This window comes from Streptomyces sp. NPDC046876 (assembly GCF_040645035.1).
GTDB lineage: Bacteria > Actinomycetota > Actinomycetes > Streptomycetales > Streptomycetaceae > Streptomyces.
Map to the genome: position 1 here is coordinate 1 of NZ_JBEYXK010000153.1, position 11,535 is coordinate 11,535.

The 11,535-nt window shown below is 75.0% G+C and carries 11 protein-coding genes; 2 read left to right on the plus strand and 9 right to left on the minus strand.

Annotation, left to right across the window (positions count from 1 at the left end; genetic code table 11):
• Positions 1 to 251: 251 nt before the first annotated feature.
• From ABZ924_RS36455 to ABZ924_RS36475, 5 genes are all read right to left on the minus strand, one after another.
• Positions 252 to 1,358 carry a glycosyltransferase family 4 protein gene (locus tag ABZ924_RS36455; RefSeq protein WP_361919682.1) on the minus strand — a complete coding sequence of 369 codons (1,107 nt, stop codon included), beginning with the start codon at positions 1,356 to 1,358 and terminating at the stop codon, positions 252 to 254.
• Between the two features lie 276 nt (positions 1,359 to 1,634).
• Complete coding sequence (gene recN / locus ABZ924_RS36460) at positions 1,635 to 3,353, minus strand: DNA repair protein RecN (RefSeq protein ID WP_361919702.1); 1,719 nt, start codon at positions 3,351 to 3,353, stop codon at positions 1,635 to 1,637.
• A 95-nt stretch (positions 3,354 to 3,448) separates the two neighbouring features.
• Positions 3,449 to 4,438 (minus strand): NAD kinase, encoded by a 990-nt coding sequence (locus ABZ924_RS36465; protein ID WP_361919684.1) that lies wholly within the window; start codon positions 4,436 to 4,438, stop codon positions 3,449 to 3,451.
• Positions 4,435 to 5,250 (minus strand): TlyA family RNA methyltransferase, encoded by an 816-nt coding sequence (locus ABZ924_RS36470; RefSeq protein ID WP_361919686.1) that lies wholly within the window; start codon positions 5,248 to 5,250, stop codon positions 4,435 to 4,437. Before ABZ924_RS36470 ends, ABZ924_RS36465 begins: the two co-directional genes overlap by 4 nt.
• Positions 5,251 to 5,257: 7 nt before the next feature.
• Positions 5,258 to 5,593, minus strand: coding sequence for a hypothetical protein (locus ABZ924_RS36475; RefSeq protein ID WP_361919688.1), 336 nt, complete (start codon positions 5,591 to 5,593; stop codon positions 5,258 to 5,260).
• Positions 5,594 to 5,658: 65 nt separating this feature from the next.
• On the opposite strand from ABZ924_RS36475, the gene ABZ924_RS36480 reads away from it, so the two are divergent.
• Entirely contained in the window at positions 5,659 to 6,006 is a 348-nt protein-coding gene (locus tag ABZ924_RS36480; protein WP_361919690.1) for an SCP2 sterol-binding domain-containing protein, read from the plus strand.
• Here ABZ924_RS36480 and ABZ924_RS36485 read toward each other — a convergent pair.
• The 4 genes from ABZ924_RS36485 to ABZ924_RS36500 all read right to left on the minus strand — a co-directional run bounded on the left by ABZ924_RS36485 (position 5,990) and on the right by ABZ924_RS36500 (position 10,128).
• Positions 5,990 to 6,811 carry an ABC transporter ATP-binding protein gene (locus ABZ924_RS36485; protein ID WP_361919692.1) on the minus strand — a complete coding sequence of 274 codons (822 nt, stop codon included), beginning with the start codon at positions 6,809 to 6,811 and terminating at the stop codon, positions 5,990 to 5,992. The genes ABZ924_RS36480 and ABZ924_RS36485 overlap by 17 nt on opposite strands.
• Positions 6,812 to 6,851: 40 nt before the next feature.
• Positions 6,852 to 7,931, minus strand: coding sequence for an iron chelate uptake ABC transporter family permease subunit (locus ABZ924_RS36490; protein WP_361919694.1), 1,080 nt, complete (start codon positions 7,929 to 7,931; stop codon positions 6,852 to 6,854).
• Positions 7,928 to 8,983: an iron chelate uptake ABC transporter family permease subunit gene (locus ABZ924_RS36495; RefSeq protein WP_361919696.1), complete on the minus strand. Its 1,056-nt coding sequence runs from the start codon at positions 8,981 to 8,983 to the stop codon at positions 7,928 to 7,930. Before ABZ924_RS36495 ends, ABZ924_RS36490 begins: the two co-directional genes overlap by 4 nt.
• 113 nt (positions 8,984 to 9,096) lie before the next feature.
• Positions 9,097 to 10,128 (minus strand): HAD hydrolase-like protein, encoded by a 1,032-nt coding sequence (locus ABZ924_RS36500; protein WP_361919698.1) that lies wholly within the window; start codon positions 10,126 to 10,128, stop codon positions 9,097 to 9,099.
• Between the two features lie 81 nt (positions 10,129 to 10,209).
• On the opposite strand from ABZ924_RS36500, the gene ABZ924_RS36505 reads away from it, so the two are divergent.
• Positions 10,210 to 11,481 carry a DUF1015 domain-containing protein gene (locus ABZ924_RS36505; protein WP_361919700.1) on the plus strand — a complete coding sequence of 424 codons (1,272 nt, stop codon included), beginning with the start codon at positions 10,210 to 10,212 and terminating at the stop codon, positions 11,479 to 11,481.
• The last annotated feature ends 54 nt before the right edge of the window (positions 11,482 to 11,535 follow it).

The window sequence follows — 11,535 nt, forward strand, 5'->3', positions numbered from 1 at the left end:
CGTTCCGGGCGCTTCGCGCCCGGTGCGCTCAAACGCCGCGCGGGCTGGATATTCCAGGCCCGCCGGCGTTTGAGGCGCGGGGTCCGGGGCGGAGCCCCGATCTTTGAGCCGCGCCGGCGATTGAGGCGGGCGGGGGCCGGGGCCGCAGGCCACGGTTTCGGGAAGGGGCGGGGAGGGGACAGGCTCCGCGCAGCGGAACAGCGGCAGCGGCAGCGGCAGCGGCAGCGGCAGGGGACGGCCGGGCGGGCCGGTTAGCGGCGGTGGGTCAGTTCGTCGTAGACCGACAGGATTTGGGCGACCGTGTCGTCCTCCGAGGGCCAGGTGGCGGCCTGGGCCCGACCCGCGGCCGCCAGGGCCGCACGGCGGGCCGGGTCCGACAGGAGGCCCGTGACCGCCTCGGCCAGGGCGGGGGCGTTGCCGTACGGGACGAGGACGCCCGCGTCGCCGACCAGGTCCGGGACACCCCCGACCGCGGTGGCGACCAGCGGCACGCCCAGCCGCAGCGCCTCCTGCGCCAGCAGCGACCGCGCCTCCCACCGACTCGGCAGCACCGCCACATCGGCCGCGGCGAGCAGCCGCCCCGCATCCCGCCGCCGCCCCAGCAGCCGCACCGGGAGCCCCTCGGTCTCGATCCGCCGGGCCAGTTCGCCGCGCAGCGGCCCCTCCCCCGCGACCACCACCAGCGGCAGCGGCTCCAGGACCCGCCAGGACCTGGCCGCGTCCAGCAGAACGGAGTACCCCCGGTGCGGCACCAGGCTGCCGATCGCGATCACCAGCGGCCGCTCCACCGCCCCCAGCTCGGCCCGCGCCTTGCCGGGGTCGGCGCCCGGCGGATCTCCGGCGGGCGCGGCCACGGGGGCGAGCCGGGCGTCCCGCGCACCGCGGGCCCGGGCCAGGTCCACCTGGTCGGAGGAGGCGCCCAGGACCACCGCCGCGGCCCGCGCGACCTGCCGCTCCAGCAGCCGCCCGAGCCGCCCCAGCGATCCTTCGGCCGTGGGCCCGCCGCCCTGCCAGGTGACGACCAGCGGGACCCGCCGGCCGCGCAGCGCCAGCAGGGCCTGTACGGCGGCCCGTACGCCGTGCGCGTGCACGACGTCCGCCCCGGCGCAGGCGGCCCGCATGGCGCTCACGGCGTCGGGGGCGAACTGCGCCCCGGCGCCGGTGAAGTCGTACTCCCCCTCCGCCTCCACGGGGGCGCACACCGTGACCCGTACCCCGCGCGCGGCGAGCCCGGTCGTCAGCGACCGCACGTGGGCGCTGCTGTCCGCGCCGGCGCCGCCGAGGACCTGGACGGTGCGCAGGGGTGGCCGCCCGTACGGCTGCAGGGGGGCCGGGACCGGGACCGGGGAGCTGCTCACGGGCCGAAGCTCCTGGGTGAGGGGGGCAGGGACGCCGCCCAGGATGCCAGCCCGTACGCGCGTTCCGGGACCATACGGGTGCGGATCCCGCAGGAGATACCGTCACATGCCCCCGAGCCTCACCCACACGGCGTAGCGTGCCGTCACCCCGGCGCCACCCCCGCGCCACCCCGGGCCTCCCCCCGCGCCACCCCGCCGTGTCCGTACGCGATGGCTCCCGTACGCGACGGGGCCCGGGCGCGTCGTGCGCCCGGGCCCCGTCGGGAACCGCAACCGTCAGGCGTCGGCGCGCGCCGCCGCGAGGAGCTCCTCGGCGTGGGCCCGCGCGGAGACGGAGTCCTCGTGGCCGGCCAGCATGCGCGACAGCTCCCGGACCCGGTCCTCGCCCTCCAGCACGGTGACGCCGCTGCGCGTCACCGAGCCGTCGTTGGTCTTCTCGACCAGCAGCTGCCGGTCGGCGAAGGCCGCCACCTGCGGCAGGTGCGTGACGACGACCACCTGGGCCGACTTGGCGAGCTTGGCCAGGCGCCGGCCGATCTCGACGGCCGCCTTGCCGCCGACGCCCGCGTCGACCTCGTCGAAGAGGTACGTGGGCACGGGGTCGGAGCCCGCGAAGACGACCTCCACGGCCAGCATGACGCGCGAGAGCTCACCGCCGGAGGCGCCCTTGGCGATCGGCCGCGGCTGGGCGCCGGGGTGCGGGGCGAGGAGCAGTTCCACCTCGTCCGCCCCCGTGGGCCCGTAGGCGACGGACCGGCCGTCGACCTCCACGCCGTCCTCGTCCTCCACCTGGCGGACGTCGATGGTCACCCGGGCGTGCGGCATCGCCAGCGAGGCGAGCTCCTCGGTGACCGCCGAGGCGAACCGGGTGGAGGCCTCGACGCGGGCGTCGGTCAGCGCCTGGGCGAGCAGCGACAGTTCGGCCCGCAGACCGTCGCGCTCGGCGGTCAGCTCGGTGATCCGCTCGTCGTCGCCGTCCAGCTCCAGCAGCCGCGCCGAGCTCTTCTCGGCCCACTCCAGCACGGCGTCGATCGACTCGCCGTACTTGCGCGTCAGCTGGGTCAGGGCCGCGCGCCGCTCCTCCACCGCGGCGAGCCGCAGCGGATCGGCGTCCAGGTCGTCGGCGTACCCGGCCAGTTCGCCCGCCACGTCGGACAGCAGGATCTGCAGCTCCCCGATCCGCTCGGCGAGGGAGCCGAGGGCCGGGTCGTGGGCGCGTACGGCGTCCAGGGCCCGGTGGGCGCCGGCGACGAGGGTGTTGGCGTCGACGCCCTCCGGGTCCTCGACGTCTCCGGCGAGCGCGGCGTGCGCGATCTGCGCCGCCGAGGCCAGCGATTCGGCGTGGCCGAGCCGCTCGGCCTCGGCGGCCAGCTCCACGTCCTCGCCGGCCAGCGGCTCGACGGCCGCGATCTCCTCGAGGCCGAAGCGCAGCAGGTCGGCCTCCTGGGCCCGCTCCCGCGCCCGGGTGGTGATCTCCTCGAGCTCGGACGCCACCGCCCGCAGCCGCCGGTAGGCGGCCGCGTACTTCTCCAGCGGGACGGCGACGGCGTCGCCGGCGTACCGGTCGAGGGCCTGGCGCTGCCGTGCGGGCCGCAGCAGGCCCTGCTGGTCGGTCTGGCCGTGGACGGCGACGAGCTCGTCCGCGAGCTCGCCGAGCAGGCCCACGGGCACGGCGCGGCCGCCGACGTGGGCGCGCGAGCGCCCCTCGGCGGACACGGTCCGGCTGATCAGCAGGGCGCCGTCGTCGAGCTCGGCCCCGGCCTCCTCGGCGCGTACGGCCGCGGGCGCGTCGGGGCGCATGACGATGCGCCCCTCCACGACCGCCGCCTTGGCTCCGATCCGTACCAGGGCCGGGTCGGCGCGCCCGCCGAGCAGCAGCCCGAGGCTGGTGACGACCATCGTCTTGCCCGCGCCGGTCTCGCCGGTCACGGCGGTGAAACCGGGGGACAGCTCGACCACCGCGTCGTCGATGACCCCGAGCGACCGTATCCGCATCTCCTCAAGCACGGGACGACCATACCGAGGTTTCACGGGTGGCATGTGACGTCACCCGTCGGGAGTTCTTCGAAAGCATGTGCTATTAACGGGGGCTAGTGGGGCGCTCCCCGCCAACCCGATACGGGCAGCGCGAACTTGGCGACGAGGCGGTCCGTGAACGACGCGTGGTGCAGCCGGGCGAGCCGCACCGGCACGGCCCCGCGCCGGACCTCCACCCGTGCCCCGGCCGGCAGCTCCAGCGTGCGCCGGCCGTCGCACCACAGCACGCCGTGCGGGACGCCGGTCTGCACCTCCACGGCCAGCACCGAGTCCGGGGAGGTCACCAGCGGCTTCGCGAACAGGGCGTGGGCGCTGATCGGCACCATCAGCAGGGCCTCCACCTCCGGCCAGACCACCGGCCCGCCCGCGGAGAAGGCGTACGCCGTCGAGCCGGTCGGGGTCGCGCAGACGATGCCGTCGCAGCCGAAGCCGGACACCGGGCGGCCGTCGATCTCGATGACCACCTCGAGCATCCGCTCGGGGGACACCTTCTGCACGGCGGCCTCGTTCAGCGCCCAGTCGTGGTGGACGATGTCGCCGTTGGATCGCACGAGCACGTCGAGGGTCATCCGGTCCTCGACCTCGTACGCGCAGGTGACCACCCGGTCGACGACCTTGTCCAGGTCGTCGCGCTCGGCCTCGGCGAGGAAGCCCACGTGTCCCAGGTTGACGCCCAGCATCGGCACCCCCGAGCCGCGCGCGAACTCCGCGCCGCGCAGCAGGGTCCCGTCGCCTCCGAGCACGATCAGCAGCTCACAGCCCTCCAGCACCTCACGGGTGCACTCGGCGACGAGCTCCACCTCGGGCGGCAGCGGCATGTCGCGCGCCTCGTACTCGAGGACCCGCACGCCGAGCCCGCTCTTGAGCAGCCCCTGCACGACGAGCTCGGCGCTGCGGATGGCCGCCCGCCGCCCCGTGTGCGCCAGCAGGAAGACCGTGCGCCGCCCCGGGCCGCCCGCCGCACCCGCTGCGTCCGCCGCACGCGCGACATCCGCCGTAACCGTTGAAACCGTTGAACCGTTCGCACCCGCTGTACCTGTCACTGCGGCCCCTCCGCCACTGCACGGTCGACATCCGCCGGGTCGAGTGCCGGTGCCCCCGCCCGCAGCCACAGAAAGTACTCGACGTTGCCCGACGGACCCGGCAGCGGACTCGCCGTCACCCCGAGCACGCCGAGCCCGAGGGCCGCCGCCTGCGCCGCGACCCCGCGCACGGCCTCGGCGCGCAGTTCGGGGCTGCGCACCACGCCGCCGCTGCCGAGCCGCTCCTTGCCGACCTCGAACTGCGGCTTGACCATCAGCACCAGGTCGGCGTCCGGCGCGCAGCAGGCGACCAGCGCCGGCAGCACCAGGCCGATCGAGATGAAGGACAGGTCGCCGACGACCAGGTCGACCGGGACGCCGTCGATCTGCTCGAGGGTGAGCTCGCGGACGTTCGTACGGTCCTTGACGGTGACCCGCTCGTCGCTCTGCAGCGACCAGGCGAGCTGCCCGTAGCCGACGTCGACGGCCATCACGTGGGCCGCGCCCGAGCGCAGCAGCACGTCGGTGAAGCCGCCGGTGGAGGCGCCGGCGTCCAGCGCCCGGCGGCCCTCGACGACGAGCCCCTGCGGCCGGAAGGCGGCGAAGGCGCCGGCCAGCTTGTGGCCGCCCCGGGAGACGTAGTCGGGGTCGCTGTCGTCCTTGAGGACCACGAGGGCCGCGCTGGTCTCGACCTGCGTGGCCGGTTTGGTCGCGGTGGTGCCGCCCACGGTCACCCGGCCGGCGGCGATCAGCTGCGCGGCGTGCTCGCGCGAGCGCGCCATGCTGCGGCGTACCAGTTCGGCGTCCAGGCGGCGGCGTGCCACTCCTGCCACGTTCGGTTCAGCTCCTGTTTTCGTACGGTCCGGGAACGGGCGGTGCGTCGAGCGCGGTCAGCGTGTCGCGCAACCCCCTGTGGACATCCTCGTACACCGCGACGTGTCCGTCCGCCGTGAGGTGGTCGGCGTCGGCCAGCCGCTCCAGGTGCGCGTCCACCCCGGCGTGCCCGGTGGGCGTGCGCACCAGGCCCAGCGGAGCGGGCTGCGCGGGCCCGTCGGCGGCCTCCTCGGCCCGTGCGGGCGCACCGAGTACGTCAGGTGCCGCGCCCACGGCAGGTGCGTCGGGTACGGCCTCCTCCGGGCCCGGGCCGGGGCCCGCGGCGGACACTTCGTCGCTCATGCCCCGACGCTACCCCGAACCGCCCGGGCGGCCACCCACGGCTCTGCGGTACGGTCGAGATCACGATGGCTACGATCGAGGAGTGCCGAGCCGCACTCGACCGACTCTCCGACAACCTGGCGCGGGCCGAGGGCGACGTGCGCGGCGCGGCGGCGCTCGACCGCTCCCTGAGCTGCCACATCACCGACCTGGACCGGACCTTCACGGGCCGTCTCGACGGCGGCCGGATCCGGGTGGACGCGGTCGCCGCGGGCCCGCCCGCCGCGAAGGCGGAGATCCGGCTCGCGATGTCCGGCGACGACCTGGTCGCGATGGTCGACGGCGAGCTGAAGTTCGCCAGGGCCTGGGCCTCGGGCCGGGTGAGGCTGGAGGCGGGCTTCCGCGACCTGCTGAGGCTCAAGAGCCTGCTGTGACGGTCCCCCGGGGCTGCCGTACGGCCTTGCGGGCCGCCGGGACCACCAGCGGCGTGCCCGTCTCCGGGTCGTCGATGATCCGGCAGCGCAGCCCGAAGACCTGCTCCACCAGCTCCGCCGTGACCACCTCGGCGGGCGGGCCCTGGGCGATGACCCTCCCGCCCCTCATCGCGATCAGGTGCGTGGCGTAGCGGGCGGCGTGGTTGAGGTCGTGCAGGACGGCGACCAGGGTCCGGCCCTGGTTCTCGTGGAGCTCCGCGCACAGGTCGAGCACGTCGATCTGGTGCTGGATGTCCAGGTACGTGGTCGGCTCGTCCAGCAGCAGCAGCGGCGTCTGCTGCGCCAGCGCCATCGCGATCCACACGCGCTGGCGCTGCCCGCCGGAGAGCTCGTCCACGGTCCGGTCGGCGAGCTCGGCGACCCCGGTGGAGGCCATCGACTCCAGCACGATCCGCTCGTCCTGCGAGGACCACTGCCGCAGCAGCCCCTGGTGCGGGTAGCGGCCGCGGGCCACGAGGTCGGCGACGGTGATCCCGTCCGGCGCCACCGACGACTGCGGCAGCAGCCCCAGGGTCCTGGCGACCTTCCTGGCCGGCAGCGAGGAGATGGCCTGCCCGTCCAACAGCACCTGGCCGGCGGAGGGCTTCAGCATCCGCGCGAGGGCGCGCAGCAGGGTGGACTTGCCGCAGGCGTTGGGGCCGACGATCACCGTGAAGGAGTGGTCGGGGATCTCCACCGACAGGTTCTCCGCGATGACCCGCTGCTCGTAGCCGAGGGTCACGTTCTGCGCGGTCAGCCGCTGCACGTGCGTACTCCTTGGGTTGTCCTTGGGTGGTGGGGGGAGCTCATATCCGTCCCGACCTGCGCTCGGTGACGAGCAGCCAGAGCAGGTAGACACCGCCGACCATCCCGGTCAGCACGCCCACGGGCAGCTGGTCGGCGCCGAAGGCCCGCTGCGAGGCCCAGTCGGACAGCAGCAGCAGGACCGAGCCCATGAGCGCCCCGGTGAGCAGGTTGGAGCCGGGCGAGCGGGTCAGGCGCCGGGCCAGCTGCGGTGCGGCCAGGGCGACGAAGCTGATCGGTCCGGCCGCGGCGGCGGCCGCCGTGGTGAGCAGGACGGCCGCCAGCATCAGCAGCATCCGCATGCGCTCCACCCGCACCCCGAGGGCGTACGCGGCGTCGTCGCCCATCTCCGTCAGGCGCAGGGCCCGGCCCTGGACGAGGACCAGCGGGAACAGCACGGCGCAGGTCGCGAGCAGCGGCCACACCTGGCTCCAGTCGCGGCCGGCGAGCGAGCCGGTCAGCCAGACCGTGGCGCGGGCCGCCTCGACGAACCTGGCCTTGGTCAGCAGGTAGTTGATGGCGGCCACGAGCATCGCGGAGGTGCCGATGCCGACCAGGACGAGCCGGTAGCCGTGGATGCCCCGCTTGTAGGACAGCAGGTAGATCAGGACGCCGGTGAGCAGGCCGCCCGCCAGCGCGCCCCCGGCGACCGCGTTCGCGTCCCCCTTGAGGAAGACGATCACGACGAGGGCGCCGACGACCGAGCCGTACCCGAAGCCGAGGAGGTCCGGGGAGCCGAGCGGGTTGCGGGAGAGCGACTGGAACACCGCGCCGGACATGCCGAGCGCGGCGCCGACCAGCAGCGCGACCAGGACCCGCGGGAGCCGCAGGTCGTTGACGATGAAGTCGTGCGCGGGAGTCCCGTTGCCCAGCAGGGTCCGTACGACGTCCGCCGGCGCGATCTCGAAGTCGCCGGTCCCGATCAGCACCACGGACAGCAGCGCCGCCGCGGAGGCGAGCAGCAGCCCGACGGCCAGGGCCCGCGGCTCCACCCGCAGGGACAGCCCGCCGGGGCCGCGCAGCGTCCGGGGCCGCGACAGCGGGCGGCGCGGGCGCAGGCCGGTGGGGAGTTCGACGGTCACAGCTGGGCCATCCTCTTGCGCCGGACGAGGTAGATGAAGACGGGTCCCCCGATGAACGCGGTGACGACGCCGACCTGGAGCTCGGCGGGCCGGGTGACGACCCGGCCCATGACGTCCGCGCCCAGCAGCAGCACCGGCGACAGGACCGCCGAATAGGCCAGCACCCAGCGCATGTCGGGCCCGGTGAGGATCCGCACCAGGTGCGGAACCATCAGCCCGATGAAGACGATCGGCCCGCAGGCGGCGGTCGCGGCCCCGCACAGCAGGGTGATCGCCGCCATGGCCGCGATCCGGGTCCGCGTCAGGTGGGCGCCGAGCGCCCGGGCGGTGTCGTCGCCCATGGACATCGCGTTGAGCGGCCGGCCCAGCGCCAGCGCGAGGACCGCGCCGGCCAGCAGGAACGGCGCCACCTGGCGGACGGTGTCCATGGTGGCCGAGGCCAGCGAGCCCACGGTCCAGAAGCGGAGCTTGTCGAGGGCCTTGCTGTCCAGCAGCTGCACGGCGTTGATGTAGCCGACCAGGGCCGCGCTGGCGGCCGTACCGGCGAGGGCGAGGCGGACCGGCGTCGCGCTGCGGCTGCCGCCGAGCACGTACACGACGACGGAGACGACCGCCGCGCCGAGCAGGGCCCACCACACGTACGCGCTCATGGTGGCGGCGCCGAGGAAGCTGATGGCCGAGACCACGGCCGCCGCGGCGCCCGCGTTGACGCCGAGGATGCCGGGCTCGGCCAGCGGGTTGCGGGTCAGGGCCTGCATCACCGCGCCGGACAGTCCGAGGCCCAGCCCGACCATCAGGCCGAGCAGGGTGCGCGGGACGCGCAGGTCGCGCACCACCACGTCGTTGGCCGTTCCCGAGTAGTGGAACAGGCCGTGCCAGACGTCGCCGGCCGGCATCGGCTTGGCGCCCACGGCGATGCTCGCCACCGCGATGGCGGCCAGCACCGCGAGGGCGGCCAGCAGACCGGCGGCGCGCGCCGCGTGGCGGGCGCGCGGCGCGGCGGCGGGCGTCGCGCTGCGGGCGCTCGGTTCGGGGGGACTCTCGACCAACACGCAGGTTAGGTTAGCCTACCCTGCTCCCGATCTTGCTTCCCAGCCAGGATCCGGGGCAGGATCCGGAGCGGGATCCCGGTCGCGATCCCCCCGGATCCGCCGCCCGCCCCGGCCTACAACCCGATCCGGGCCAGCGCCTTCCCCGCCTCCAGCGTGCAGGAGCCGTCCCCCGCGTGCGTCCAGGCCGCCGCGCACAGCGCCCGCAGCCCGTCCACCGGGTCGCCCTCACCGCGAAGGGCCAGGACCCCGTCCGCCGCGACGGCCGTCCAGCCCCCGCAGCCGAAGCCCTCGGCGCCCGCCTCCACCTGCGGCTGCCCGGTCAGCAGCCCGCGCAGGTCCCGGTCCACGTACGTCGGCCGGTGCCGGGGCTCCGCCCGCAGCAGCTGCGCCCCGTCCGCGATGCCGGTGAGCACGAGCAGCGAGTCCACCTCCCCGTTGAACGCGCCCTCGATGTCGGTGTCCAGCCGGTCCCCCACCACCAGCGGCCGCTTCGCCCCGGTCCGCAGGACCGTCTCCCGGTGCATCGGGGGCAGCGGCTTGCCCGCCACCTGCGGCTCCGCGCCCGTGGCGATCCGTACGACCTCCACCGCGGCTCCGTTGCCCGGCCCGATCCCCCGTCCGGTCGGGATCGTCAGATCGGTGTTGGACGCGAACCACGGCACCCCGCGGTTGATCGCGTACGAGGCCTCCGCGAACCTCCCCCACGGCAGCTCGGGACCCCCGTACCCCTGGACGACCGCCGCGAGCCCGTCCTCGTCGGCCGACTCCACCGGCACCAGGCCCCGTTCGCGCAGCGCGACGCGCAGCCCCTCGCCGCCGATCACCAGCACCTTCGACCCCGGCGCCACCTGATCCGCGATCAGCCGGGCCACCGCCTGCGCCGAGGTGATCACCTCGGCGGCCTCGGTGGGGATGCCCAGCTCGCCCAGGTGGGCGGCGACCGCATCGGGCGTCCGCAGCGCGTTGTTCGTGACGTACGCCAGGTGCATCCCGTCCGCCCGGGCCGCGGCCAGGGACTCCACCGCGTGCGCGATGGCCTCGCCGCCCGCGTACACCACGCCGTCCAGGTCCAGCAGGGCCGTGTCGTACGCCTGGTGCAGGCTGCGCTCGCTGCCCGCCGGACTGGTCCTGCTCTGCCGGCTCATCCGTTCCGCTCCCTGTCCGTTCGATCCGATCGGTACTCACCCGATCATCCCGCATCGCGAGACGCGCTTTACCATGCACCAATGACCACATCTGGCACCGCGCACGACGGACTGCGCCTGATCCCCTTCCACGGACTGCGCTATGTCCCGGAGCGCGTCGGCAGCCTGGCCGCCGTCACGTCACCGCCGTACGACGTGGTCGTACGCCCCGACGGAGTCGACTACCTCGAATCCGCGGACCCGCACAACATCGTCCGCCTGATCCTGCCGCAGGCCGACACCCCCGACGCCCGCAACGAGCAGGCCTCGCGCACCCTGCAGGACTGGCTCACCAAGGGCGTCCTCAGCGCCGACCCCGAGCCCGCCCTGTACGTGTACGAGCAGCGCAAGGGCCGCGTGCTCCAGCGCGGCCTCATCGGCGCCCTCGCCCTGTCCAAGGCAGACGCCGGCATCGTGCTCCCGCACGAGGACGTCATGCCGCACGTGGTCACCGACCGGGCCGGCCTGATGCGGGCCACCTCCGCGAACCTCGAGCCGCTCCTGCTCACCTACCGCGGCGGGGACGCCGCGTCCGGCGCCGCCGAGGTCGTCGAGCGCACCGCCCGGGAGCAGCCCCTGCTGGCCACCACCACCGAGGACGGCTTCCAGCACCGGCTGTGGGCCGTCACCGACCCCGCCGACCAGGCCGCCGTCGCCGCCGACCTCGGCCACCGCCAGGCCCTCATCGCGGACGGGCACCACCGCTGGGCGACGTACCTGCGCCTCCAGGAGGAGCACGGGTCGCCGACCGCCTGGGACTTCGGCCTCGTCCTGCTCGTGGACACCGTCCGCTACCCGCTGCAGGTCCGCGCCATCCACCGCATGCTGCGCCGCCTCCCGGTCGCCGACGCGCTGGCCACCGTACGGGGCGGCTTCCGCGTCCGCCCGGTCGACGGACCGCTGCCGCTCGCCCTGGAGGCCCTGTCGGACGCGGCCGAACGGGGCAACGCCTTCCTCCTCGCCGGTGACGGCACCTTCCACCTGGTCACCGATCCGGACCAGGAGCTCCTGGAGCGCACCGTGCGCCGCGACCGGCCCGAGGCCTGGCGCCGGCTGGACGCGACCGTGCTGCACGCGACGCTCCTGGACGCCCTGTGGCAGATCCCGGACACCCCCGACCAGATCACGTACATCCACGACGCGGCCGCCACGGTCGCCATGGCGGAGCGGCACGGCGGCACCGCCGTCCTGCTGCACCCGGTACGGGAGGAGGTCGTGCGGGAGCTGGCCCGCCAGGGGGTGACCATGCCCCGCAAGTCGACCTCGTTCGGCCCGAAGCCGGCGACGGGGCTGGTCCTGCGCAGCCTGGACTGAGCGCGAAGTGAGAGAGGGGGGGGCCCCCCGGGGGGCGGCGGCGGGGAACCCAGA

What these genes read in the sequence shown, in the direction of transcription:
- recN (WP_361919702.1), bottom strand. Translation starts at nt 3,353, where the DNA reads ATGCGGATACGGTCGCTCGGGGTCATCGACGACGCGGTGGTCGAGCTG.
- ABZ924_RS36475 (WP_361919688.1), bottom strand. Translation starts at nt 5,593, where the DNA reads ATGAGCGACGAAGTGTCCGCCGCGGGCCCCGGCCCGGGCCCGGAGGAG.
- ABZ924_RS36480 (WP_361919690.1), top strand. Translation starts at nt 5,659, where the DNA reads ATGGCTACGATCGAGGAGTGCCGAGCCGCACTCGACCGACTCTCCGAC.
- ABZ924_RS36500 (WP_361919698.1), bottom strand. Translation starts at nt 10,128, where the DNA reads ATGAGCCGGCAGAGCAGGACCAGTCCGGCGGGCAGCGAGCGCAGCCTG.
- ABZ924_RS36505 (WP_361919700.1), top strand. Translation starts at nt 10,210, where the DNA reads ATGACCACATCTGGCACCGCGCACGACGGACTGCGCCTGATCCCCTTC.